The organism is Mycolicibacterium aubagnense, from assembly GCF_010730955.1.
Lineage (GTDB): Bacteria > Actinomycetota > Actinomycetes > Mycobacteriales > Mycobacteriaceae > Mycobacterium > Mycobacterium aubagnense.
The window spans coordinates 4,644,680-4,668,330 of the sequence record NZ_AP022577.1 but is presented as its reverse complement, the minus strand read 5'-3'; the positions used below and the strand labels follow the sequence as shown (position 1 = coordinate 4,668,330).

Sequence of the window (23,651 nt, the reverse complement as noted above, 5' to 3'; positions counted from 1 at the left end):
CCGGACGGTTCGGCGGGAGTGATCCGCATTACCAGCTCAGCCGGTGTGGGCACTTAGATGCCACGCCGATCGTTGACCACGCGTTAGCCTGAATTCCTGAGAGTACGGAGATGGAGAGGCCGGCCGATGAGTGCTCGCTCCAGCATGAAGGGGCAGTTGCCCGTGAAGCATGACGCCCACGCCGAGAACCCTGGCGCTGCCGCCAAGGCACTCTCGCACATCCTCGAGGGCGGTGCCCGGGTGCAGGCGCCGGCGGTGGCCGCCTACGTCAACCGGTTGCGTGAGCACAACCCCGGTGCCACCCCCGCCGAGATCATCACCAAGCTCGAGAAGTACTACCTCGCCGCGACCATGGCCAGCGGCGCCGCAGTCGGATCGGCCGCGGCCTTCCCCGGCATCGGCACCATCGTCGCGATGTCGGCGGTGGCCGGCGAGACCGTGGTGTTCCTCGAAGCGACCGCGGTGTTCGCCCTCGCGGTGGCCGAGGTGCACGGCATCCCGGTCGGTCAGCGGGAGCGTCGGCGCGCCCTGGTCCTGGCGGTGCTCGTCGGCGACGAGGGCAAGCACGCCATCGGAGATCTGCTCGGCACCGGCCGCACCAGTGGCGCGTGGCTGGCCGACGGCGCCGCGACGGTACCGTTGCCGGCTGTCTCGCAACTGAATTCGCGGCTGCTGAAGTTCTTCGTGAAGAAGTACACGCTCAAGCGCGGCGCCATCGCCGTCGGCAAGCTGCTGCCCGTCGGCATCGGCGCGGTGATCGGCGGTGTCGGCAACCGGTTGATGAGCAAGAAGATCATCGAGAACGCCCGCACGGCCTTCGGGCCGCCCCCGGCACGGTGGCGCCAGACGCTGCATGTGCTGCCCGAGGCGCGGGGTTAGCAAACTGTCCGCAGATTGATGCACCAATTGGTGGGGCTTCCGCCGTCCACGGATTCGGCCGACGGGTTAGCCTTAGGCGGCACGGGGGCGGGCGACCGCCAACACAACACATGGCGGGTACGCCGGGCTTGGGCCCGGCGCCCGTCGGGCAGAAGGAAACGAGGCGAATAGCGGCCGTGAGCACATCACCTTCACCATTCGGTCAGAACGAGTGGCTGGTCGAAGAGATGTATCGCAAATTCCGTGAGGACCCGTCCTCGGTGGACCATAGCTGGCACGACTTCCTGGTTGACTACAACCCAGAATCCAGCACGGACACAACGGATTCCGTCGCCGTGGCGGCCCCGGCTCCCGCCGCAGCCCCTGCTGCTCCGGCCCCCGCCGCGCCCGCTCCGACTCCCGCCGCAGCCCCTGCTGCTCCGGCCCCCGCCGCGCCCGCTAAGGCCGCGCCGGCCAAGCCCTCCGCGGTGGGAACGGCGCCCGCCGAAGACTCCGAGACGCAGGTACTGCGCGGTGCCGCGGCCGCCGTCGTCAAGAACATGAACGCGTCGCTCGATGTGCCGACCGCCACAAGCGTGCGCGCCATCCCCGCGAAGCTGATGATCGACAACCGCATCGTCATCAACAACCACCTCAAGCGCACCCGCGGCGGCAAGATCAGCTTCACCCACCTGCTCGGCTACGCGATCGTCCAGGCGGTCAAGCAGTTCCCGAACATGAACCGGTACTTCGCCGAGGTGGACGGCAAGCCGACAGCGGTCACCCCGGCTCATACCAACCTCGGCCTGGCCATCGACCTGCAGAACAAAGACGGCTCGCGCCAGCTCGTCGTCGCGGCCATCAAGCGTTGCGAGACAATGCAATTCGGCCAGTTCATCGCCGCCTATGAGGACATCGTCCGGCGTGCGCGTGACGGCAAGCTGACGGCCGAGGACTTCAGCGGCGTCACCATCTCGCTCACCAACCCGGGCACCATCGGCACGGTGCACTCGGTACCGCGCCTGATGCGCGGCCAGGGCGCGATCATCGGTGCGGGCGCCATGGAGTACCCGGCCGAGTTCCAGGGCGCCAGCGAAGAGCGCATCGCCGATCTCGGCATCGGCAAGCTCATCACGCTGACCTCGACCTATGACCACCGCATCATCCAGGGCGCCGAGTCCGGCGACTTCCTGCGCACCGTTCACCACCTGCTGCTGGACGACGCCTTCTTCGACGAGATCTTCCGCGAACTCGGCATCCCCTACGAGCCGGTGCGCTGGCGGATCGACAACCCGGACTCGATCTCCCACAAGAACGCGCGCATCATCGAGCTGATCGCGGCCTACCGCAACCGCGGCCACCTGATGGCCGACATCGACCCGCTGCGCCTGGACAAGACCCGCTTCCGCAGCCACCCCGACCTCGACGTCAACACTCACGGCCTGACGCTGTGGGACCTGGACCGCGAGTTCAAGGTCGACGGCTTCGCCGGTAAGCAGTTCATGAAGCTGCGTGACGTGCTGTCGGTACTCCGTGATGCCTACTGCCGCCACGTCGGTGTCGAGTACACCCACATCCTCGAACCCGAGCAGCAGAAGTGGCTGCAGGAGCGCGTCGAGGTCAAACACGACAAGCCGACGGTCGGCGAGCAGAAGTACATCCTGTCCAAGCTCAACGCCGCCGAGGCCTTCGAAACCTTCCTGCACACCAAATACGTTGGGCAGAAGCGCTTCTCACTGGAAGGCGCGGAGACCGTCATCCCGATGATGGACGCTGCCATCGACCAGGCCGCCGAGCATGGACTCGACGAAGTGGTCATCGGCATGCCGCACCGCGGCCGCCTCAACGTCCTGGCCAACATCGTCGGCAAGCCGTACGCGAAGATCTTCAGCGAGTTCGAGGGCAACCTGAACCCGTCCCTGGCGCACGGCTCCGGCGACGTGAAGTACCACCTCGGTGCCACCGGCCACTACCTGCAGATGTTCGGCGACAACGAGATCGACGTGTCGCTGGTGGCCAACCCCAGCCACCTCGAGGCCGTCGACCCGGTACTGGAGGGTCTGGTCCGCGCCAAACAGGACCTGCTGGCGGTCGAGCACAGCGACAGCGACGAACACGGCCGCTTCTCGATCATGCCGATGATGCTGCACGGCGACGCCGCGTTCGCCGGCCAGGGCGTGGTGGCCGAGACGCTGAACCTGGCGCTGCTGAAGGGCTACCGCACCGGCGGCACCATCCACATCGTGGTGAACAACCAGATCGGATTCACCACGGCCCCAACGGATTCGCGCTCCAGCGAGTACTGCACCGACGTGGCCAAGATGATCGGCGCCCCGATCTTCCACGTCAACGGCGACGACCCCGAGGCCTGCAACTGGGTGGCCCGCCTGGCCGTCGACTTCCGTGAGGCGTTCAAGAAGGACGTCGTCATCGACATGCTGTGCTACCGCCGCCGCGGTCACAACGAAGGCGACGACCCGTCGATGACGCAGCCGTACATGTACGACGTCATCGACACCAAGCGCGGCGTCCGCAAGACCTACACCGAAGCCCTCATCGGCCGTGGTGACATCTCCATGAAAGAGGCCGAGGACGCACTGCGCGACTACCAGGGTCAGCTGGAGCGCGTCTTCAACGAGGTCCGTGACCTGGAGAAGCACGAGATCGAGCCGAGCGAATCGGTCGAGTCCGACCAGACCATCCCGCAGCGGCTGCTGACCGCGGTGGACAAGTCGCTGCTGGCCCGCATCGGCGACGCCCACCTGGCGGTACCCGAGGGCTTCACCGTGCACCCGCGCGTCAAGCCGGTGCTGGAGAAGCGCCGCGAGATGGCCTACGAAGGCAAGATCGACTGGGCGTTCGGCGAGTTGCTCGCACTGGGCTCGATGATCGCCGAGGGCCGGCTGATCCGGCTGTCCGGCCAGGACACCCAGCGCGGCACCTTCACGCAACGGCACGCGGTCCTCATCGATCGCAAGACCGGCGAGGAGTTCACTCCGCTGCAGCTGCTGGCGACCAACACCGACGGCACCCCGACCGGCGGCAAACTGCTGGTCTACAACTCGGCACTGTCCGAGTATGCGGCCGTCGGTTTCGAGTACGGCTACTCGGTGGGCAACCCCGACGCCATGGTGCTGTGGGAAGCCCAGTTCGGTGACTTCGTCAACGGCGCGCAGTCGATCATCGACGAGTTCATCAGCTCCGGCGAGGCCAAGTGGGGCCAGCTCTCCGACGTCGTGCTGCTGCTGCCGCACGGTCACGAGGGCCAGGGTCCGGACCACACCTCGGGCCGCATCGAGCGGTTCCTGCAGGTGTGCGCCGAGGGCTCGATGACCGTGGCGCAGCCGTCCACCCCGGCCAACTACTTCCACCTGCTGCGCAGGCACGGCCTCGACGGCATCCACCGCCCGCTGATCGTCTTCACCCCGAAGTCCATGCTGCGCAACAAGGCGGCGGTCAGCGACGTCAAGGACTTCACCGAGATCAAGTTCCGCTCGGTGCTCGAAGAGCCCACCTATGAGGACGGCATCGGCGACCGGTCGAAGGTCACCCGGGTGTTGCTGTGCAGCGGCAAGCTGTACTACGACCTGGTGGCCCGCAAGGCCAAGGGCAACCGCGAGGACATCGCGATCGTCCGCATCGAGCAGCTGTACCCACTGCCCAAGCGCCGGCTCGAGGCGACGCTGGCGCAATACCCGAACGTGCAGCAGTACTTCTGGGTGCAGGAAGAACCGGCGAACCAGGGTGCCTGGCCGACGTTCGGCCTGAGCCTGCCGGAACTGCTGCCGGACCGCCTGGCCGGCATCAAGCGCATCTCGCGCCGGGCCATGAGCGCACCGTCGTCGGGTAGCTCGAAGGTGCACGCCATCGAGCAGCAGGCCATCATCGACGAGGCCTTTGCCTAGTCCTCGAGAACGGCAATGAAGTGGTCGCTGTCATCTGATGACAGCGACCATTTCGCCGTTCTGAGGGTGCGGGCCCGGGCCGGGCCGCCAGGTCAACGCGTCAGCACCAGCGGACCCGCTTCGGTGATCGCCACGGTGTCCTCGGTGTGGGCCGTCCGAGAGCCGTCAGCCGATCGGATGGTCCAACCGTCGCGGTCGTAGCGGATGCGGTTGGTGCCTGCGGCCCACCACGGCTCCAATGCCAGCGTCATCCCCGCCCGCAGCTTCAGGCCCCGGCCGGGTCTGCCGACGTTCGACACGTGTGGGTCCTCGTGCATGGTCCGGCCGAGCCCGTGCCCGCCGAACTCGGCGTTCACCGAATAGCCGTGGTCAGCGGCGACGGCACCGATGGCAGCCGAGATATCGCCGAGCCGGTTACCCGGCCGGGCCGCGGTGGTGCCGGCAGCCAGCGCCTCCTCGGTGGCCCGAACCAGCCGCACGTCGGCGTCAGTGGGCGTGCCGACGATCACGGTGCGGGCCGCATCGGCCACCCAGCCGTCGATGGATACCGCGAAATCCATGGTGAGCACATCGCCATCACATAGCCGGTAATCGTGCGGAAGACCATGCAGCACAGCATCATTCACCGACAGGCAGATGACGTTACGGAACGGCCCCGTACCGAAGGACGGGTCGTAGTCCCAGTAGCAGGACTGGGCGCCGCGGCGTTTGACCAGGTCGCGCGCGTGGTGCTCCAGATCGAGGAGATTGACCCCGATGGCGGCCAGACCGCTCAGCTCGGTCAGCACTTCGGCCACGAAGCCGCCTGTGACCCGCATCTTGTCGATCTCGGCGGCGGTCTTCAGTTCGATCATGCAGCACCCTCCGGATTGGTATTTAAATACCAGGGCAAGCCTAGCGGTATTTGAATACCGACGCTACGGTGGTCCCATGGTCCGCACCCCGCTGAGTCCCGAGCAGGTCGCGGCAGGCCGCCGGCTCGGCGCGGCGCTGCGCACCGCGCGGGGCGCCCGCACCCTCGAAGACGTGGCCCGTTCGGCGGGCATCTCCCCCGAGACATTGCGCAAGATCGAAACCGGCCGCCTACCCTCTCCCGCGTTCGGCACCGTCATCGGACTCAGCGACGCGCTCGGCATGCCCTTGGAGGTCTTGGCAGATGTATGGCGACCGGCCCGGGCCGCGGCCTCATAACCGGCAGCAGGATCGGTCCGATGAGCACGCCCGCCGACGCAATCTGGGTTGGCGGATGTGGTGGGGCCCCGGCATGTCCACCTATCCGGTCAGCGCAACCAAACCTGCCGGGGATAGAACCGCGGGTATCGGCTAGCCTGACGCCAAGTCAAGACGCGTCAACACAAGGGAGTGTTCATGGAGGGCTTCGCCGGGAAAGTCTGTGTCGTCACCGGAGCCGGATCGGGTATCGGTCAAGCCCTTGCCATCGAACTCGCCCGCTCGGGCGCCAAGCTGGCGATCAGTGACGTCAACACCGAGGGCCTCGCCGAGACCGAGGCCCAGATCAAGGCCATCGGCGCCCCCGTCAAGACCGACCGCCTCAACGTCACCGAGCGCGAAGCCTTCGCGCTGTACGCCGACGCCGTGGCCGAGCACTTCGGCAAGGTCAACCAGATCTACAACAACGCCGGCATCGCCTTCACCGGCGACATCGAGATCAGCCAGTTCAAAGACATCGAACGCGTCATGGACGTCAACTTCTGGGGCGTCGTCAACGGCACCAAGGAGTTCCTGCCGCACCTGATCGCCTCCGGCGACGGCCACGTCATCAACGTCTCCAGTGTCTTCGGCCTGTTCGCCGTCCCTGGCCAGGCCGCCTACAACGCCTCCAAGTTCGCCGTCCGCGGTTTCACCGAGGCCCTGCGCCAGGAGATGAAACTGGCCGGCCACCCGGTCAAGGTCACCACCGTGCACCCCGGTGGCATCAAGACCGGCATCGCCCGCAACGCCACGGCAGCCGAGGGCATCGACCCGAAAGAACTGGCCAAGGCCTTCGACGCGAAGCTGGCCAAAACCACCCCTGAACGCGCTGCCACGATCATCCTGGAGGCGGTCCGCAAGGGCCACGCCCGCGTGCTCGTCGGACCGGACGCCAAGCTGCTGGACCTGATCATCCGAGCCACCGGCTCGGGTGCCTACCAGGACCTGTTCTCGCGGGTCACGTCCCGCGTCATGCCGTCGCGTTCGCGCTGACAACTCAAGGAGCACTCATGGACGGATTCGCCGGCAAGGTCTGTGTGATCACCGGGGCCGGATCGGGTATCGGCCAGGCATTGGCCATCGAGCTGGCCCGCTCGGGCGCGAGCCTGGCGATCAGCGACATCGACACCGACGGCCTGGCCAAGACAGAGGAGCAGGTCAAGGCCATCGGCGCCCCGGTGAAAGCCGACCGCCTCAACGTCGCCGAGCGTGAGGCCTTCGCGGTCTACGCCGGCGAGGTGGTCAAGCACTTCGGCAAGGTCAACCAGATCTACAACAACGCCGGGATCGCCTTCACCGGCGACGTCGAGGTCAGCCAGTTCAAGGACATCGAACGGGTCATGGACGTCGACTTCTGGGGCGTCGTGAACGGCACCAAGGTGTTCCTGCCGCACCTGATCGCCTCCGGCGACGGACACGTCGTCAACGTCTCGAGCATCTTCGGCCTGTTCGCGGTGCCCAGCCAATCCGCTTACAACGCAGCCAAATTCGCGGTGCGCGGCTTCACCGAGGCCCTACGCCAGGAGATGAAGCTGGCCGGTCATCCCGTCAAGGTCACCACCGTGCATCCGGGCGGCATCAAGACCAACATCGTGCGCAACTCCACCGCCGCAGCCGATATCGACTCCGCGGGCCTGAACAAGTTGTTCGACAGGTGCGCCCTCACCACCCCGGAACAGGCCGCCAAGATCATCCTCGAGGCGGTCCGCAAGGGCCATGCCCGGGTACTGGTCGGACCGGACGCCAAGATCGTCGACGTGATCGTCCGGATCACGGGATCCGGCGCCTACCAGGGATTGTTCGCGGCCATCGCGGGACGAGTGCTGCCGAAACTCGGCTAGTGGTCCAGCGGGTGCTGGGCCAACCACGCACCCGCCACCGCCGCCGGGTCGGCACCCTTGTCCACCTGACCGATCATGTCGGTCAGCGTGGCGGTGTCCAGTTCACCGGCAATTCCGTTGAGCGCCAACACCTGTTGCTCGCCGAGGACATTGCGGCGGTACAACGGCACCACGTTCTCGGCGCGGATCAGCGCGGTCCGGTCGGTCAGTACCGTGACCCCTGCCGGCGCAGCCGGCGCCGCCGTGGAGGTCCACGCCAGCTTCACGGCACCCGCCTTCAGCGCTGCGAAAAGATTTGCGATATCCGGAAATTCACGCGCCGCCGGCAAGACGCAGTCCCCCACCCGCTTGGGATGGGCGGCCCCCACGACGACGCCGACGGACACGTCACGGCAATGGTTCGGCAGCACCGCGGCGTCGCGGGAACCCCACGTCGCCGCCGTCGCGTCGGTAACCGCGACGGCCGGTTTGTCCTGCGCTGACGCGGTGTAGTCGGCCGCGGCCACACCTTCGGGCAGCGCCGAGATCATCGACCGGTACACCTGCTCGTCAGCCCGCGCCGTGGCGTGCGGGGCGAACCTCGCGAGGAGTTCACCAGTCAGACCCGGTGCCACCGTGACATCGGCGGAATCAAGGGCCGCAACAGGATCCGGGACCTGGTGCACCCGGGTCGGGATACCGAAATATCCCAGTGCCGCAGAGTACAGATGGGCCAGCAGCTTCGACTCGTTGGTCGGCGCTGCACCGACCGTCAGTGCGGGGGCAGACGGCGCGGGTTGGTCGCTGCCGCAGCCCGCCGTCGTCGCGGTGAGCAGTGCGGCCAACGCCACACCGCCCGCCGCGACCCAGCGGTTCACGATGTTCAGGCTTGCGATGCGGCAGCCACCGCGGCTGCCACCGCCGGACCCACGCGCGGGTCGAGCGCGCTGGGCACGATGTAATCGACGGACAGGTCATCACCCACGACGGAGAAAATGGCTTCTGCGGCAGCCACTTTCATGGCTTCGGTGATGCGGCGGGCACCGGCGTCCAGGGCCCCGCGGAACACACCCGGGAAGGCCAGCACGTTGTTGATCTGGTTCGGGAAGTCGCTGCGGCCGGTGGCCACCACGGCCGCGTACTTGCGCGCGGTGTCCGGGTGGATCTCCGGGTCCGGGTTCGACAGCGCGAACACGATGCCGCCCGGTGCCATGGTGGCGATGGATTCTTCAGGCACCACACCGGCGGACACCCCGAGGAAGACGTCAGCTCCGTCGAGGGCCTCGGCCACGCCGCCGGTGATGCCACGCGGGTTGGTGCGCTCGGCCAGCGTCGCCTTGAAGGAGTTGAGGTCGCCGCGGCCCGAGTGCACGATGCCCTTGCTGTCGAGGACGATGATGTCGCGGATACCGCTTTCGAGCATGATCTTGGTGCACGCGACGCCGGCCGCACCGGCGCCGGACACCACGACCTTGAGGTTGTGCATGTCGCGCTCGAGCACCTTGGTGGCGCCCATCAGGGCGGCGAGCACCACGATGGCGGTGCCGTGCTGATCGTCGTGCATTACGGGGCAGTCCAGCGCCTCGATGACGCGGCGCTCGATCTCGAAACACCGCGGAGCGGAGATGTCCTCCAGGTTGACGGCGCCGAACGTCGGACGCAGCCGGATGAGGGTTTCGACGATTTCGTCGGGGTCCTTGGTGTCCAGCACGATCGGGATGGAGTCGAGGCCGCCGAAGGTCTTGAACAGGGCGCTCTTGCCCTCCATGACCGGCAGCGAGGCCGCCGGTCCGATGTCGCCGAGGCCGAGGACGGCGCTGCCATCGCTGACGACGGCGACCAGGCGGTTGGCCCAGGTGTACTTCTTGGCCAGGGTCGCATCGGCCGCGATGGCGCGGCTGACCTGGGCGACGCCCGGCGTGTAGGCGATCGACAACGCGCGCTGGGTATCCAGCGGCTCATTGAGGGCTACGGAGAGCTTGCCCCCTTCGTGGGCGGCGAAAATCTCCGCATCATCGATGACCACCTGGGGTGTGCGCACGGCACCTGACTTCTCTGACACCGCGTTAGGCTACTTCACACAAAAGCTACCCGCGGGTTACGCGTAGCATTTGCGACGGCCGTATGGGCCTACACAGTCCGCCCCACGGGAGGTCTTGCCGCATGCCCTCGTTTCGCGCACTACAACCTTCGAACTTCCGGCCCACCCCGAAGAAGGCCGCTACCGGCCCTGATGCCAGCTCCATCCACGTGCCGGTCGCGCGCGCCATGGTGGACTGCGGTGTCTACGTCGACGGGGCGCGCCTCCCGGGCAAGTACACCCACGGCGCCGCGGTCGCCAAGGTGCGGGAACTGCGCGCCGATGGACAAGACGCGTTCGTCTGGATCGGGCTGCACGAGCCCGACCACCATCAGATGCAGGCCGTCGCGGACGTCTTCGAGCTGCATGAACTGGCCGTCGAGGACGCGGTCTGCGCACATCAGCGACCCAAGCTGGAGCGGTACGACCAGACCCTGTTCCTGGTACTCAAGACGGTCAGCTACGTGGCACACGAATCGGTGGTCAACGCCCGCGAGATCGTCGAGACCGGTGAGATCATGGTGTTCGTCGGCCCCGAATTCGTGGTCACCGTCCGGCACGGAGAACACACCGGTCTGGCCGGGGTGCGGCATCGGTTGGAGCAGACGCCCGGCATTCTGAGGCTCGGACCGTACGCGGTGATGCACGCCATCGCCGACCATGTGGTGGACAGCTATCTCGATGTGACCCAGCTGGTCGAAAACGACATCGACACCGTCGAGCAGAGCGTGTTCTCGTCGCACGCCCAGACCGACATCGAGAGCATCTACCTGCTCAAGCGCGAGGTGGTCGAGTTGCGGCATTCCGTGAACCCGCTGACCATGGCCTTACAGCGCTTGCTGTCCGATCACAACGACCTGATCTCGAAAGAGGTCCGGCGCTACATCCGCGACGTCAATGACCACAACAGCCAGGCCGCCGACCGGATCACCGGCTTCGACGACCTGCTCAGTTCCCTGGTGCAGGCCGCTCTCGGCAAAGTCGGGATGGAACAGAACGTCGATATGCGCAAGATCTCAGCGTGGGTAGCCATCGCCGCGGTGCCGACCATGATCGCCGGCATCTACGGCATGAACTTCGAAAACATGCCCGAATTGCATTGGCATTACGGGTATTTCGTAGTCCTGGCGGTCATGGCGACGGTGTGCACAGGGTTGTACCGGACCTTCCGGCGCAACCATTGGCTCTAGCTCGTGAACCGACGGCAACGCGGAGCCGAACGGCATCTTTCGCAAAACGCAACACCGAATGACGCAGGTCAGGCATGATTTCGAGATGAAAATCGGAACCACGTCCCTCGCGGTGGCAGTCGCCTTCGCGAGTGCTGCGCTTGCCGGCGTCGCCGCGCCGGCCGCCCACGCCAACGGCGCGGACGCCGTCATCAGAGACCTCGAGGCCGAGGGCTACATCGTCAGAATCAACTGGCTCAACGGCAACAAGCCGACGCTGCTGCCGCGCTGCTCGGTGGTCAGGGTCAACAACCCGTCCTCGGACGAACCGGCCGAGGGCGACGTCGTGTGGGCTGATGTCACCTGTCCGAACAACGCGTCTTAAGCCCGGTCAACTCGGCTCGGCAGCGCGGCGGCGTTGATCGAGGACGTCGACGCCGTCCTGCTGCCAGGCTTCGCGCATCGCGTCGGCGCCCTTGAGCCGCACCCAGGCGGCCTCGGTGGCGGTGATCGGCGTCGCGGTGAGGATCCGCACCGGCTGGTACGGCTCGGGTAGCGCAACCTCACCAATGTCGCTGGTGCCCAACAGAAATGCGGTGAACGCCGCACCCTGCCATACAGGTCCCTGAAGGTCGATGAGGGCATCCGGCTCGAGGATCAGGCCTTCGACGGTCGGCGCGGACGCCAGTATCGCGATCGAGCGGGCCAGACCCGGGGGCGTCGGGCCACGCAGGGAAAGCACTGATTCCGCACGTGGACCACTGATCCCGTCGGCCATCATGTCCGTCGGGTCCGCCATGGGATACCGCGAACACCCTTGGGAAACATAGTGATACACGTCATCGTCGGTCGGGCCGAAGCGCAGCACCTCGATGGGGTCGGCACCGAGAAAGGTGACGCTGGCGCCCACCGGCTCGGCGGTGCTGCCGCGCCCGGCGAAATACCCCGCCACATGGGCCTTTACCGCTCCGAGAACGTCGGTCACTGCGGTAATGACAGGTTGCGGCCCGTGGCGGGGTCGAACAGAGTCAGTTTGGACGTGTCGAGCGCGAGCTCGACCTTGCTGCCCGCGGTCGCCGACGACTTGGCCGAAACCCGTGCCACATAGGTGTTCTCACTCGAGCCGGCGTCCGCGGTGTCGTGCGCCAGCTGCTCCAGCTGGGCAGCCTGCACGCCGGCACCTTCGATCCGGAAGTGCACATACTTGTCGGCGCCGAGCGACTCCACCAGCTCGGCATCGACCTCGAAGGTCAGTGACTGGATGCGCGCATAGGCGTCGATCACCGAGGCATCGTCGAACTGCTCGGGGCGCACGCCGGCGATCAGGTCGGCCGACGGCCGGTGCTGGTCCAGCGCCGCCCGCGCCTCGTCGCTCAAGGTGACTTCGCCGAACGGGAGCTGAATCCCGACATCGGTCCGGCTGGCCGAGAAGAAGTTCATCGATGGGGAACCGATGAAGCCCGCGACGAACAGGTTCGCCGGCTGGTTGTACAGCTCGTCGGGCGTGCCGACCTGTTGCGCGACACCGCCGCTCATCACCACCACCCGGTCTCCCAGCGTCATCGCCTCGGTCTGGTCGTGGGTGACGTACACGGTGGTGGTGCCCAGCCGGGCCTGCAGGCGGGCAATCTCTGTGCGCATCTGCACCCGCAGCTTGGCGTCCAGGTTGGACAACGGCTCGTCCATCAGGAAGGCCTTGGGGCTGCGCACGATGGCGCGGCCCATCGCCACGCGCTGACGCTGGCCGCCGGACAGCTGGGCGGGCTTGCGGTCCAGAAGCGGGGTCAGGTCAAGGATTTTCGCGGTTTCCTCGACCTTGGCCGCGATCTCGGCCTTCGGCATCTTCGCGAGGGTGAGCGGGAACGCGATGTTCTGCCGCACTGTCATGTGCGGGTACAGCGCGTAGGACTGGAACACCATGGCGATGTCCCGGTCCCGCGGCTCCTTCTCGTTGACCCGTTCGCCACCGATGCGCAGTTCGCCGGAGCTGATGTCCTCCAACCCGGCGATCATGTTGAGCGTCGTCGACTTTCCGCACCCCGACGGCCCGACCAGGATGAGGAACTCACCGTCGGCGATGGTCAGCGACAGGTCCTGCACGGCCGTCGCCCCACCGGTGTAACTCTTGGTGACGTGGTCCAAAACGATTTCGGCCATGACTTACCCCTTCACCGCACCGGACGTCAGGCCCGCGACGATCCGTCGTTGGAAGATCAGAACAAAGATGATGATGGGCACCGTGATGACCATCGCCCCGGCGGCGATGGATCCGGTCGGCTCCTCGAATTGCGAACTGCCCGTGAAGTTCGCGATCGCCACCGGCGCCGTGATGGCCCGCTGCGTGGCCGTCAGCGACAACGCGAGCAACAGGTCGTTCCAGGCGAAGATGAACACCAGGATCGCCGCGGTGACGATGCCGGGGGCGGCCAGCGGCGCGATCACCTTGCGGAACGCCTGCCCCGGCGTGGCGCCGTCCATCTTGGCGGCCTTCTCCAGATCCCAAGGGATTTCCCGGAAGAACGCCGACAGCGTGTAGATCGCCAGCGGCAGCGCGAAGGTGATGTACGGCAGGATCAGGCCCGGCCAGGTGTCGAACAGCCCGACGGTGCGCTCGATGTTGAACAGCGGTGTCACGAGCGAGATCTGGGGGAACATCGAGATCAACAACGCCAGACCGACCAGCAGCCGCTTGCCCGGAAAGGCCAGGCGCGCCACGGCATACGCGGCCATGCCGCCGATCGTCACCGCGATGGCGGTGGTGATCAGCCCGATGCCGATCGAGTTGACCAGCGCCGAGCCGAAGCCGCCGCCAGTGAAGATGCCCTTGTAGTTGTCGAACGTGACCTGACGCGGAATCAAATTGCCGTCCTTGACCGTTGACGTCGGCTTGAGTGACAGCGAGAAAATCCACAGCACCGGCAGCAGCGCGTAGACCACCACCAGGACGTTGACCACACCCCAACCGGCCAACCGGCCGCCACGAGTCTGATCGCTCATCACCGCACCTCGGCTTCCGCACCGGGCGCCGAGGCACCGAAGATCGTGATGTAAATGAACGCGATGATCGCGACGGTGGCGAAGATCAGCACGCTGATCGCCGATCCCAGCCCGATGTTGAACGCCTTGAACAGGTTGTCGTAACCCAAGATCGACACCGAGCCGGTGTTGTTGGTGCCGCCGGTCAGCACGTAGATGTTGTCGAAGATGCGGAACGCATCCAAGGTGCGGAACAGCAGGGCGACCAGGATGGCCGGTTTCATCAGCGGCAGAGTCACTTTGGCGAATCGTTGCCAGCGGCCCGCGCCGTCCACCTGGGCGGCATCGAGCAGATCTTGGGGCACCAGCACCAGCCCGGCCAACAGCAACAGCGACATGAACGGCGTCGTCTTCCACACCTCGGCCAGCACCACGATGGCCAGTGACGGCAACTGCTCGGTGAGCGGAGCGCTGCCCGTGGGCAGCAGGTTCGCGAGATATCCGGTGCCCGGCGTCCACGCGTAATACCAACTGTAAGAAGCGGCTACGGTCACGATGCCGTAAGGAATGAGGATGGCGGTGCGTACCACAGAGCTGCCGAACATGGTCCGGTGCATCACCACCGCCAGCGCCATGCCGAGCACGAACTCGATGGCCACCGACACCACCGTGATGCCGAGGGTGACCACGAATGCCGTCCACCAGTAATGGTCGGTGAGGATCGTCGCGTAGTTGTCGAGCCCCACGAACCGGGTCTCCCCCGGCGCCGCGAGGTTGTCCCGGTGCAGGCTCAGCCACACCGCGTAGCCGACGGGGTACGCGGCGACCGCGAGCATCACGAGCACAGCGGGCGCGATCAACGCGTATGCGAGTCGCCGCTCTGGGTTGTCGATGCGGCCCGGGGCCGGTCTGTTCGCTCGGCGAGCCTCGCTCACGGGATCAGCCCCTTGCCGTCGATCGCCTGTTGCACCTCGGAGGTCAGCTTGTCAGCGGTGGCCTCTGGGTCGATCTTGGTGATCGGTGCCAGCGTCGCCGAAATCCGCGTCGAGACAGCCTGATACTGCGGCGTGGCGGGCCGCACCGCGGCATCGGCGAGTTGACGACGGATCACCGCGTACTGCGGGTACTTGGCCTGGAACTTGGGCTCGTCGTACAGCGATGCGCGCACCGCGGGCAGCCCACCCTCCACCGAGGTGTACTCCTGGTTGGTCGCGCTGCGCATGCACCGAATGGCTTCGAAGGCCTCCGCCTTGTGCGTACTGTCCTTGCCCACAGCGAGATTCAGCCCACCGATGGTGACCTTGGCCGGCACCCCGGGTTGCACCGACGGGTAGTCCGCGAAGCCGAACACCTTCTTGCTCTCGTCGTAGGCAGTGTTGAACTGCGCGTCGTCGGGCGCAAACGTGCCGACGTCGTTGATGGCGCTCTTGAGGTCCGCGCGCTCGTTCAGCGGCAGGAACGGCACGCCGCCCTTGACCGCGTTCTCCAGCATGGACGGCAGCACGAACGGCCAGTTCACCTCGAGCGCGGCCTTACCCTGCTCGAGCGCCAGCCGCGCTGTCCCCTCGTCGGTCTGGGTGATCGACGGGTCGGCGCCGGGCGCGGTGGCCACGGACTTGATGACCTGCAGCGCCCTGACGGTCGCGGCCCGATGCTCGGGGGTGTCGGTCAAGGTGACGGTCTTGCCGTCGTCGGACAGCACGCTGCCGCCGGCGCTGGTCAGCAAGGTGTTGAACCACACCACCAGGCCCTCGTACTGCTTGGCCTGTACGGCAATCCAGCTGGGTCCACCGGCGGCATGCAGCCGGGTCGCCTGCGCCACCATCTCGTCCCAGGTGGCCGGCGGCTCGGGCATCAGATCGGCGCGGTACCACAGCATCTGGGTGTTGGTCGTGATGGGCGCGGCGAACAGCCGGCCCTTCCACAGCGCGGTCTTCAACGGTCCGGGCAACGTGTCGTCGGCGGCGTCGGCTTCCGCTTTCCCGGCCGGGTCGTCGGCCAGGGGCACAACCCAGCCGGCCTCGGCGAACTCGGCCGTCCACACCACGTCCAGACCCATGATGTCGAGGCTCTTGTCGTTGCCGGTCAGCCGACGGGCCAGCTGCAGCCGCTGGTCATCGGCGCCCTTGGGCAGGCTGATCTGCTTGATGCTGAAGCGGCCATTCATCTCGGCGGTGCACCGTTTGGCGAGCGCCGAGAACGTCGCCATCTCATTGGCCGACGTGTAGACATTGACAACAGTGCCGCCCGCACCGGACCCACAGGCGGACACCAAGGTGGCGGCCGTGCACGCCGCCGCACCTGCTGCCAGCGCAGCCCGCAGCTTTCCCGCGCGCACCACGGACGCCTCCTGTCTCACGGGAACCTCCCGCGCGCAAACCGTAGAGCGCAGAAGGTGCGCCATGCAACATATCGACGACGTCAGGAGCCGATCATGTGCCTCAGTGGCGGCGTGAAGAGCGGATCAGGCGGCGGGTGCCGACGGCCTCAGAGCGACAGACGCCCCAGCAGGTCGCGGCCCTGCTCGGCGCACACGGGATCGCACAACACGTCGTACCGTCCGGCGACCAGCTGCATCGTGGAGCTGAAATCTCTTGTGCCACGCGACATCGCGTACTGCACGCCGGAGGTGATCAAGCCGAAGAACACACCTGCGATCAGGCCGGTGAGCAACGATCCCCACGCGTTGGTGCCGAAAAGCCCCAGAACCAGCCCGATGAACAGGCCCAGCCACGCCCCGGTCAGAATGCCGCCGCCGAGCACCCGCGGCCAGGTGAGCCGCCCGGTGACCCGCTCGACCTGCATCAGATCCACACCCACGATGGTCACGTGCTGGACCGGAAACTCTTGGTCTGACAGGTAATCGACGGCCCGCTGTGCTTCCGCATAGGTCGGGTACGACCCGATGGGCCAGCCCTTTGGCGGGGTCGGCAATCCGGGCTGTCCGCCCGGGCCCGGGGTCCGGTCGGGCTGCAGCGGATTCGTCATGCCCCTGGTCTCCTGTCACTCGCCGCGGAACGCATTTCTGCTACCACGATGCCATCATCTCTTAGGCTAGGTTGGTCGGCATGACAAGTCCGGGCGCGGAGTCAGGGCAGCCCTCCTGGGATCCGTCGCGGCCGGCCGGTCCGTCGGCCCCGCCGTCCGGCACCGACGCCGAAGCGACCAGCGACTACCCGGTGTATGAGTACCCGGCGCTCGAAGAGCCCGGGCCCACCGCGGCGCCCTGGCAGCAGGGTCCGCCCGCGCCTGCGCCCCAGCCCCAGTTCCAACCCCAGCCACCGCCAGGCCCGTTTGCCGCGCCTCCCTGCCCGCCGCCGGGCTTCTACGGTCCCCCGCCCGGCGCGCCGTACGGCCCACCACCGGGGTTCGCGCCGCCGTCCGGCTTCCTGCCGCCCCCGATGTATTCGTCGTACCCGCCGCCGTCGTCGAACGACGGCATGGCCATCGGATCACTGGTGTGTTCGCTCGTCGCGTTGCCGCTCTATTTCATGTGTTTCATCGGTCCGGTCATCTCGCTGCTGGGCATCGGCCTCGGCATCGTGGCCGTGATGCAGGGCAAGGGCCGGCAGCGCACCAACGGCCGCACCATGGCCATCGCGGGTATCGCCATCGGTGGCGTGTCCATTGTCCTCGGCCTGCTGGGCTTCGCGCTGTTCTACGACTGGGCGATTCACCAAGATCCGAACTTGTGATCGGCGCACGGGTCAATCGACTGGCGGTCGGCTCGGTCGTGTGCGCACTGGCCGGTGTGGTGTTGGGTCCCGTGGCGCTCATCGGCGTGGGACTCGGCGTGGTCGCCTACGAACGGATCCCCGGCAGTGGCACGCGAGGCCGCGCTCTGGCGCTGAGCGGCATCGTGTGCGGCGCCCTGGCGTTCCTGCTCAACCTGTTCCTGGTGGTGCTGGTTCTCGGCGCGTAGCCGACCCGCTCACGCCGGCGGGCTGAACCGCGCGCCGGTGCGCGTCATCCCGGCGGCACGTCCCTTGCCCGCGATCACGAGCGCCATCTTGCGGCTGGCCTCGTCGATCATCTCGTCGCCGAGCAGCACCGCACCGCGGGCACCACCGGCCTGCGAGGTGTGCCATTCGTAGGCCTCGAGGATCAGCTCGGCATGGTCGTAGTCGGCCTGGCGCGGACTGAAGATCTCGTTTCCGGCGGCGATCTGGTCGGGGTGCAGCACCCACTTCCCGTCGTATCCCAGCGCCGCGGTCTGCCCGGCGACCCGGGTGAACGCCTCGGTGTCCTTCACCTTGAAATACGGGCCGTCGATCGCATTGATGCCGTGCGCCCGCGCCGCCACCAGAATCGTCATCAGCACGTGGTGATAAGCGTCGCCGACGCCGTAGCCGACGGGCTGCTCCCCGACGACCAGGGTGCGCATGTTCAGGCTGGCCATCAGATCGCCGGGCCCGAAGATCAGCGCCTGCACCCGTGGGCCACCGGCGATGGAGTTGGCGTTGGTCAGCCCCTTGGCGTCTTCGATCTGGGCCTCGATGCCGATGCCGCCGACGGGCAGCCCATGCGTGCGCTCGAGCTGGGTCAGCAGCAGATCGAGCGCCTGCACGTGCGAGACATCGCTGACCTTCGGCAGCACGATGACATCAAGCTCGCCGCCCCCGCGCGCGACCGCGGTGACCACCTCGATCACGTCGGCGTACGTCCACGGGGTGGTCCAGTCGTTGACCCGGAGTCCGCGCAGCTGGCCCGCCCACCCCGGCTCGCACAACGCCTGCGCCACCCGGGTGCGCGCCGCGGCCTTCGCGTCGGCTGCGACCGCGTCCTCGAGGTCGAGGAACACCTGATCGGCCGGCAAGGTCTTGGCCTTGGCGATCATCTTGTCGCTGCTGCCCGGAACAGAAAGGCAGGTACGGCGGGGCCGATACACGTTCTCCACAACCCCACTCTCTACCCTGTGGTGCATGGTGGCGGTCAACAGGGTCTACGTGGCTCGACTCGCTGGATTGGTCGTGCTGGGTCCCGACGGGGAATCAGTCGGCCGGGTGCGCGACGTGGTCGTGAGCATGGGCGTCGTCCGCCAGCAACCGCGGGTGCTCGGCCTCGTCGTGGAACTGACCACGCGCCGCAGAATATTCGTCCCGATCCTGCGGGTGACCTCCATCGAGCACAACTCCATCACCCTCACGGGAGCGACCATCTCGCTGCGCCGGTTCGAGCAGCGCCCCGGCGAGGCTCTGGTCCTCGGGCAGATCTTGGATACTCGCGTCCGCGTCAAGGATCCGGAGCTCGAACAGCTCGCCGGCCTCGACGTCGTCGTGGTCGACCTCGCCATCGAGCAGACCCGGTCGCGCGACTGGTTGGTCACCCGCGTCGCGGTGCGTCACCGCCGACTGGGCCGGCGCACCACGGTGCACGTGGTGGACTGGCAGAACGTCATCGGACTGACGCCGTCGGCGCTCGCGCTGCCCGGTCAGGGCGTGGCCCAGTTGCTGGAGCAGTTCGACGGCCAGCGTCCCGTGGAGGTCGCCGACGCGCTACGCGACCTGCCGGCCAAACGCCGTCACGAAGTGGTCAGGGCTCTCGACGACGAGCGGCTGGCCGACATCCTGCAGGAGCTCTCCGAACCCGAGCAGGCCGAACTGCTCAACCAGCTGGGCACCGAGCGCGCCGCGGACGTGCTGGAAGAGATGGACCCCGACGACGCCGCCGACCTGCTCGGCGAGCTCGACGCCACCCGCGCCGCCGTGCTGCTGGACCGGATGGACCCCGACGACGCCGAGCCGGTGCGCCGCCTGCTGCAGCACTCCCCTGACACCGCCGGTGGTCTGATGACGCCCGAGCCCGTCGTCCTGACCCCAGACACCACCGTCGCCGAGGCGCTCGCCCGCGTCCGCGACCCCGAGTTGACCTCGGCGCTGGCGTCCATGACGTTCGTGGCCCGGCCGCCGACCGCGACGCCGACCGGACGCTATCTGGGCGTCGTGCATACCCAGCGGCTGCTGCGCGAACCGCCGGCCACCCAAGTCGGCGGCATCCTCGACACCGATCTGCCGGTGCTGTCCCCAACCAGCTCGCTGGCCGAGGTGACGCGATACTTCGCCGCCTACAACCTGGTGTCCGCGCCCGTGATCGACGACGAGAATCATCTGCTGGGCGCCGTCACCGTCGACGACCTGCTCGACCACCTGCTGCCCGCCGGCTGGCGCAGCGCCGACGAACCAGGGCCCGGCTCGATCCAGGCCATCACCGACAACATCTCGGGAGCAGGCCGGTGAGCGAGCCTTCGGCACGACAGCGCCTGGACATCCCGCGCACGTCCCGCTTCCGGCTGACCCCGCGCGTGGACGTCGAGGCGGTCGGTCAGTTCAGTGAGGGGATCGCCCGATTCCTGGGCACGGGCAAATATCTGCTCATCCAGACGGTCATCGTGATCATCTGGATCGCCTTCAACCTGATCGCCATCAGCCTGCAGTTCGACCCGTACCCGTTCATCCTGCTGAACCTGGCGTTCTCGACACAGGCCGCATACGCGGCGCCCCTGATTTTGCTGGCCCAGAACCGCCAGGAAAACCGGGACCGGGTGGCGCTCGAAGAGGACCGCCGGCGCGCGGCGCAGACCAAAGCCGACACCGAATTCCTGGCCCGCGAGCTGGCTGCGTTGCGGTTGGCCGTCGGCGAGGTGGCCACCCGTGACTACCTCCGCCGTGAACTCGACGAGTTGCGGACGCTGATCGCTCAGCAGAACGGCGGCAAGGGCGGATCCGGCAAACGCAAGACCGGAAAGTCACGTCCGCCGGCCGAGGAAAACGAGACTTTCGGCGACTCCGCGGCCGGCCCCGCCACAGCCGTCGATGAGAGTTTCCATTCTGCGGAAACATTGCTACGCCAACCGCCCGCAGAGTAGGTATGGTGACTTGGATCACAACACATGTCACCGGGGTCACTCCGGTATTCCACTTCCATAGGATGGCTTAGTGCTTATCGGGGGCGACACCGCTGATTCCGCGGACGACGCTGCGCCTACCACTGACTCGCACGCACTTTTCGGTGACTCCGCGCTGGTAGCCGACCCTGTCGAGGACTACGACGCCGCGGTCGGCCACGAAGCTGCTCCGGCTGACGAAGCCGTCCCCGGCCGCCGCCGCCGGATCGCCCGGGCAATGCGCCGCCCACTGGCCGGCGTCGCGGTCGTCGCGCCGCTCGTTCTGATGCTCGCCGTCGGCGGTTCCGCGCCGACTCGGCAAACAACAGCGCACAACAGCGCCACCGCGGGTGTCACGCCACTGGCGGCCGTCACACCCACCACCCCCGGCCCCCGCAACCGGGCCGGTATGACGGTGGTGGCGTCCGATCAAGTTCCGCGCGCCCTGCATATGGACCCGACCACGACCCTGTCGCCGCCGCCGGCCTCGCTGGTGATGGCGCCCGGCGGGCTGCGGATTCCGCCGATCGTGCTCAACGCCTACCGCACCGCCGAGAAGATCATGGCAACCAACGCCCCGGGCTGCGGCATCAGCTGGAACCTGCTCGCCGGTATCGGACGCATCGAATCCGGACACGCCAACAGTGGCGCCACGGATGCGCGTGGCACCGCGCTCACCCCGATCCTCGGACCTGTTCTGGACGGCACGCTGGCCGGGAACGAGGTCATTGTGCAGACCATCGCGGCCGGACGGGTGACCTACGCCCGCGCACTGGGCCCCATGCAGTTCCTGCCCGGCACCTGGGCCCGGTATGCCGCGGACGCCATCGGCGACGGCAAGCCCGACGTCCAGAACGTCTACGACGCTGCCCTCGCCGCGGCGCGCTACCTGTGCAGTGGCGGACTGAACCTGCGTGATCCGTCCCAGGTGCTGACCGCCATCCTGCGCTACAACAACTCGATGCCCTACGCCCAGAACGTGCTCGGTTGGGCGAAGGCTTACGTCACCGGTATCGCACCGGTCGATCTGCCGCCGATCGTCGGCCCGCCGCCCGCCATCGGCGACCAGCACCTCGACAACCCCGAGGGGCTCGGGCCGGGCCTGCCCATCAACGCGATGGGACTGCCGTCCGACGATCCCTTGGCGTTGACGCCCGCGCTGCAGATGGGACGCATGGGTCCGTTGCCTGGCCCGGCGGAGCCGAAACAGAACTGCGCGGTGTTCTGCCTGCAAGGCGGACCTGCCCCGAGCGCGGCGCCCATTCCCGCTGCGGACGCCCCGGCGCTGGACGCGCAGCAGCCGCCGAACCCGTTCAATCTGCCACCGTTCCTGCTGCCGCAGGCTCCCCTCGCGCCGCCGCCGGCACCCGTGGCGCCGGCCCCGGCTCCCGCCTTCGGGGGACCCATTCCGGTGACCGCCGTGGGTGTGGGCACCCCGGCCGCCGGCCCGGTCGGAGCGGCTCCCGGCCCCGCCGTTGCACCCGCTGCGGTCCCTGCGGCACCCGGCCCCGCCGCCGCACCCGCGGATCCCGGACCGCCGCCGGGACCAGCCTTCCCGGGCCTACAGTGACCAACTGCCGGTGTGCTGACCGGCAGGCATAGACTCGCGGCTAATGTCTGCTGAGCTGAATGCCGCCGTGCGTGCCGCACTGGGCAAAGTTGTCGACCCTGAATTGCGCCGTCCGATCACCGAGGTCGGGATGGTCAAGGATGTCACGGTCGAGTCCGATGGCGCCGTGCACGTCGAGATCTACCTGACCACGTCGGCCTGCCCCAAGAAGACCGAGATCACCGATCGGGTCACCGCGGCCGTCACCGACGTGCCGGGCACCGGCGCGGTCAAGGTCACCCTCGACGTGATGAACGACGAGCAGCGCGCCGAACTGCGCAAGCAGCTGCGCGGTGACTCCAAGGAACCGGTCATCCCCTTCGCCCAGCCGGGTTCGCTGACCCGGGTGTACGCGGTGGCGTCCGGCAAGGGCGGCGTCGGCAAGTCCAGCGTGACGGTAAACCTGGCGGCCGCACTGGCTGCCAAGGGCCTGTCGGTCGGCCTGCTCGACGCCGACATCTATGGACACTCGGTGCCCCGGATGATGGGCGTGCAGGATCGCCCCACCCAGGTGGATTCGATGATCCTGCCGCCGGTTTCGCACGATGTGAAGGTCATCTCCATCGCGATGTTCACCCAGGGCAACACCCCCGTGGTGTGGCGCGGGCCCATGCTGCACCGGGCGTTGCAGCAGTTCTTGGCCGACGTGTACTGGGGCGACCTCGACGTGCTGCTGCTCGACCTGCCGCCCGGCACCGGCGACATCGCCATCTCGGTGGCGCAGTTGATCCCCGGCGCCGAGATTCTCGTGGTCACCACTCCGCAGATGGCCGCCGCCGAGGTCGCCGAGCGCGCCGGAGCGATTGCGGTGCAGACCCGTCAGCGCATCGTCGGCGTGGTCGAGAACATGTCCGGACTCACCCTGCCCGACGGCACCACGATGCAGCTGTTCGGCGAGGGCGGTGGCGCACAAGTTGCCGAAAGCCTCACGCGCACAGTCGGTGCCGAGGTTCCGCTGCTGGGCCAGGTCCCGCTGGACCCGCAGCTGGTGAGCGCCGGCGACACCGGCGTGCCCCTGGTGCTGTCCAGTCCGGACACCGCCGCCGGCGCCGCGCTGCGCGGCATTGCCGACAAACTGTCCAGTCGCAAGCGCGGACTGGCCGGCATGTCGCTCGGGCTCGACCCGGCTGGGCGCTGAC

Annotated in this window: 23 protein-coding genes; 13 read left to right on the top strand and 10 right to left on the bottom strand. The window is 67.4% G+C overall.

Going from position 1 to position 23,651, the window contains the following annotated elements:
• Nucleotides 1-126 precede the first annotated feature (126 nt).
• A complete protein-coding gene (locus G6N59_RS22405; RefSeq protein WP_138229041.1) occupies nucleotides 127-879 on the top strand; it encodes a hypothetical protein in 753 nt (250 codons plus the stop codon).
• 176 nt (nucleotides 880-1,055) lie between these two features.
• The gene (locus tag G6N59_RS22400) at nucleotides 1,056-4,763 is read left to right on the top strand and encodes a multifunctional oxoglutarate decarboxylase/oxoglutarate dehydrogenase thiamine pyrophosphate-binding subunit/dihydrolipoyllysine-residue succinyltransferase subunit (RefSeq protein ID WP_138229040.1); all 3,708 of its coding nucleotides are present in this window, start codon (nucleotides 1,056-1,058) and stop codon (nucleotides 4,761-4,763) included.
• A 92-nt stretch (nucleotides 4,764-4,855) separates the two neighbouring features.
• On the opposite strand, the gene map is transcribed toward G6N59_RS22400, so the two are convergent.
• Entirely contained in the window at nucleotides 4,856-5,617 is a 762-nt protein-coding gene (gene map, locus G6N59_RS22395; protein ID WP_138229039.1) for a type I methionyl aminopeptidase, read from the bottom strand.
• Nucleotides 5,618-5,693: 76 nt separating this feature from the next.
• Between map and G6N59_RS22390 the strand changes: the two genes are divergently transcribed.
• The 3 genes from G6N59_RS22390 (at nucleotide 5,694) to G6N59_RS22380 (ending at nucleotide 7,816) form a co-directional block, all read left to right on the top strand.
• Nucleotides 5,694-5,954, top strand: coding sequence for a helix-turn-helix domain-containing protein (locus tag G6N59_RS22390; RefSeq protein ID WP_138229038.1), 261 nt, complete (start codon nucleotides 5,694-5,696; stop codon nucleotides 5,952-5,954).
• Between the two features lie 177 nt (nucleotides 5,955-6,131).
• Complete coding sequence (locus G6N59_RS22385; RefSeq protein ID WP_138229037.1) at nucleotides 6,132-6,968, top strand: SDR family NAD(P)-dependent oxidoreductase; 837 nt, start codon at nucleotides 6,132-6,134, stop codon at nucleotides 6,966-6,968.
• A 17-nt stretch (nucleotides 6,969-6,985) separates the two neighbouring features.
• Nucleotides 6,986-7,816, top strand: a complete 831-nt coding sequence (locus G6N59_RS22380; protein ID WP_138229036.1) for an SDR family NAD(P)-dependent oxidoreductase — start codon at nucleotides 6,986-6,988, stop codon at nucleotides 7,814-7,816.
• Here the strand turns inward: G6N59_RS22380 and G6N59_RS22375 are convergent.
• Nucleotides 7,813-8,673, bottom strand: coding sequence for a glycine betaine ABC transporter substrate-binding protein (locus G6N59_RS22375; protein ID WP_138229035.1), 861 nt, complete (start codon nucleotides 8,671-8,673; stop codon nucleotides 7,813-7,815). The genes G6N59_RS22380 and G6N59_RS22375 overlap by 4 nt on opposite strands.
• A 5-nt stretch (nucleotides 8,674-8,678) precedes the next feature.
• On the bottom strand, nucleotides 8,679-9,821 hold the full coding sequence (locus G6N59_RS22370; protein WP_138229131.1) for an NAD(P)-dependent malic enzyme: 1,143 nt from the start codon (nucleotides 9,819-9,821) through the stop codon (nucleotides 8,679-8,681).
• Between the two features lie 137 nt (nucleotides 9,822-9,958).
• Between G6N59_RS22370 and corA the strand changes: the two genes are divergently transcribed.
• Nucleotides 9,959-11,065 carry a magnesium/cobalt transporter CorA gene (gene corA / locus G6N59_RS22365; RefSeq protein ID WP_163911596.1) on the top strand — a complete coding sequence of 369 codons (1,107 nt, stop codon included), beginning with the start codon at nucleotides 9,959-9,961 and terminating at the stop codon, nucleotides 11,063-11,065.
• 85 nt (nucleotides 11,066-11,150) lie between these two features.
• Nucleotides 11,151-11,429 carry a hypothetical protein gene (locus G6N59_RS22360; RefSeq protein WP_138229034.1) on the top strand — a complete coding sequence of 93 codons (279 nt, stop codon included), beginning with the start codon at nucleotides 11,151-11,153 and terminating at the stop codon, nucleotides 11,427-11,429.
• 6 nt (nucleotides 11,430-11,435) lie between these two features.
• On the opposite strand, the gene G6N59_RS22355 is transcribed toward G6N59_RS22360, so the two are convergent.
• From G6N59_RS22355 to G6N59_RS22330, 6 genes are all read right to left on the bottom strand, one after another.
• The gene (locus G6N59_RS22355; RefSeq protein ID WP_138229033.1) at nucleotides 11,436-12,029 is read right to left on the bottom strand and encodes a suppressor of fused domain protein; all 594 of its coding nucleotides are present in this window, start codon (nucleotides 12,027-12,029) and stop codon (nucleotides 11,436-11,438) included.
• Nucleotides 12,026-13,201, bottom strand: coding sequence for an ABC transporter ATP-binding protein (locus G6N59_RS22350; protein WP_138229032.1), 1,176 nt, complete (start codon nucleotides 13,199-13,201; stop codon nucleotides 12,026-12,028). Before G6N59_RS22350 ends, G6N59_RS22355 begins: the two co-directional genes overlap by 4 nt.
• 3 nt (nucleotides 13,202-13,204) lie before the next feature.
• Complete coding sequence (locus G6N59_RS22345; protein WP_138229031.1) at nucleotides 13,205-14,041, bottom strand: carbohydrate ABC transporter permease; 837 nt, start codon at nucleotides 14,039-14,041, stop codon at nucleotides 13,205-13,207.
• Nucleotides 14,041-14,955, bottom strand: a complete 915-nt coding sequence (locus G6N59_RS22340) for a carbohydrate ABC transporter permease (protein WP_138229030.1) — start codon at nucleotides 14,953-14,955, stop codon at nucleotides 14,041-14,043. The genes G6N59_RS22345 and G6N59_RS22340 overlap by 1 nt, the downstream gene beginning before the upstream one ends.
• On the bottom strand, nucleotides 14,952-16,361 hold the full coding sequence (locus tag G6N59_RS22335; protein WP_179970377.1) for an extracellular solute-binding protein: 1,410 nt from the start codon (nucleotides 16,359-16,361) through the stop codon (nucleotides 14,952-14,954). The genes G6N59_RS22340 and G6N59_RS22335 overlap by 4 nt, the downstream gene beginning before the upstream one ends.
• 146 nt (nucleotides 16,362-16,507) lie before the next feature.
• Nucleotides 16,508-17,008: a YflT domain-containing protein gene (locus G6N59_RS22330; RefSeq protein ID WP_138229029.1), complete on the bottom strand. Its 501-nt coding sequence runs from the start codon at nucleotides 17,006-17,008 to the stop codon at nucleotides 16,508-16,510.
• A gap of 80 nt (nucleotides 17,009-17,088) precedes the next feature.
• Here G6N59_RS22330 and G6N59_RS22325 point away from each other — a divergent pair, with 80 nt between their 5' ends.
• Both G6N59_RS22325 and G6N59_RS22320 read left to right on the top strand, forming a co-directional pair.
• Complete coding sequence (locus G6N59_RS22325; protein ID WP_138229028.1) at nucleotides 17,089-17,715, top strand: DUF4190 domain-containing protein; 627 nt, start codon at nucleotides 17,089-17,091, stop codon at nucleotides 17,713-17,715.
• Nucleotides 17,712-17,942 carry a DUF4190 domain-containing protein gene (locus G6N59_RS22320; protein WP_163911593.1) on the top strand — a complete coding sequence of 77 codons (231 nt, stop codon included), beginning with the start codon at nucleotides 17,712-17,714 and terminating at the stop codon, nucleotides 17,940-17,942. Before G6N59_RS22325 ends, G6N59_RS22320 begins: the two co-directional genes overlap by 4 nt.
• Before the next feature lie 9 nt (nucleotides 17,943-17,951).
• Here G6N59_RS22320 and G6N59_RS22315 read toward each other — a convergent pair whose 3' ends face one another.
• Nucleotides 17,952-18,917: an HpcH/HpaI aldolase/citrate lyase family protein gene (locus tag G6N59_RS22315; protein WP_138229026.1), complete on the bottom strand. Its 966-nt coding sequence runs from the start codon at nucleotides 18,915-18,917 to the stop codon at nucleotides 17,952-17,954.
• A gap of 25 nt (nucleotides 18,918-18,942) precedes the next feature.
• Between G6N59_RS22315 and G6N59_RS22310 the strand changes: the two genes are divergently transcribed.
• The 4 genes from G6N59_RS22310 (at nucleotide 18,943) to G6N59_RS22295 (ending at nucleotide 23,650) form a co-directional block, all read left to right on the top strand.
• Nucleotides 18,943-20,256: a magnesium transporter MgtE N-terminal domain-containing protein gene (locus G6N59_RS22310; RefSeq protein ID WP_138229025.1), complete on the top strand. Its 1,314-nt coding sequence runs from the start codon at nucleotides 18,943-18,945 to the stop codon at nucleotides 20,254-20,256.
• Nucleotides 20,253-20,885, top strand: a complete 633-nt coding sequence (locus tag G6N59_RS22305; protein WP_234884097.1) for a DUF1003 domain-containing protein — start codon at nucleotides 20,253-20,255, stop codon at nucleotides 20,883-20,885. Before G6N59_RS22310 ends, G6N59_RS22305 begins: the two co-directional genes overlap by 4 nt.
• Nucleotides 20,886-21,141: 256 nt before the next feature.
• On the top strand, nucleotides 21,142-22,473 hold the full coding sequence (locus G6N59_RS22300; RefSeq protein ID WP_163912106.1) for a lytic transglycosylase domain-containing protein: 1,332 nt from the start codon (nucleotides 21,142-21,144) through the stop codon (nucleotides 22,471-22,473).
• A gap of 43 nt (nucleotides 22,474-22,516) precedes the next feature.
• Complete coding sequence (locus G6N59_RS22295; RefSeq protein ID WP_138229023.1) at nucleotides 22,517-23,650, top strand: Mrp/NBP35 family ATP-binding protein; 1,134 nt, start codon at nucleotides 22,517-22,519, stop codon at nucleotides 23,648-23,650.
• Nucleotide 23,651 lies beyond the last annotated feature (1 nt).

Coding starts and splice junctions, on each gene's coding strand:
- G6N59_RS22310 (WP_138229025.1), top strand. CDS start 18,943: ATGGTGGCGGTCAACAGGGTCTACGTGGCTCGACTCGCTGGATTGGTC.
- G6N59_RS22360 (WP_138229034.1), top strand. CDS start 11,151: ATGAAAATCGGAACCACGTCCCTCGCGGTGGCAGTCGCCTTCGCGAGT.
- G6N59_RS22390 (WP_138229038.1), top strand. CDS start 5,694: ATGGTCCGCACCCCGCTGAGTCCCGAGCAGGTCGCGGCAGGCCGCCGG.
- map (WP_138229039.1), bottom strand. CDS start 5,617: ATGATCGAACTGAAGACCGCCGCCGAGATCGACAAGATGCGGGTCACA.
- corA (WP_163911596.1), top strand. CDS start 9,959: ATGCCCTCGTTTCGCGCACTACAACCTTCGAACTTCCGGCCCACCCCG.
- G6N59_RS22300 (WP_163912106.1), top strand. CDS start 21,142: ATGCGCCGCCCACTGGCCGGCGTCGCGGTCGTCGCGCCGCTCGTTCTG.
- G6N59_RS22380 (WP_138229036.1), top strand. CDS start 6,986: ATGGACGGATTCGCCGGCAAGGTCTGTGTGATCACCGGGGCCGGATCG.
- G6N59_RS22295 (WP_138229023.1), top strand. CDS start 22,517: ATGTCTGCTGAGCTGAATGCCGCCGTGCGTGCCGCACTGGGCAAAGTT.
- G6N59_RS22345 (WP_138229031.1), bottom strand. CDS start 14,041: ATGAGCGATCAGACTCGTGGCGGCCGGTTGGCCGGTTGGGGTGTGGTC.
- G6N59_RS22330 (WP_138229029.1), bottom strand. CDS start 17,008: ATGACGAATCCGCTGCAGCCCGACCGGACCCCGGGCCCGGGCGGACAG.
- G6N59_RS22385 (WP_138229037.1), top strand. CDS start 6,132: ATGGAGGGCTTCGCCGGGAAAGTCTGTGTCGTCACCGGAGCCGGATCG.
- G6N59_RS22350 (WP_138229032.1), bottom strand. CDS start 13,201: ATGGCCGAAATCGTTTTGGACCACGTCACCAAGAGTTACACCGGTGGG.
- G6N59_RS22325 (WP_138229028.1), top strand. CDS start 17,089: ATGACAAGTCCGGGCGCGGAGTCAGGGCAGCCCTCCTGGGATCCGTCG.
- G6N59_RS22405 (WP_138229041.1), top strand. CDS start 127: ATGAGTGCTCGCTCCAGCATGAAGGGGCAGTTGCCCGTGAAGCATGAC.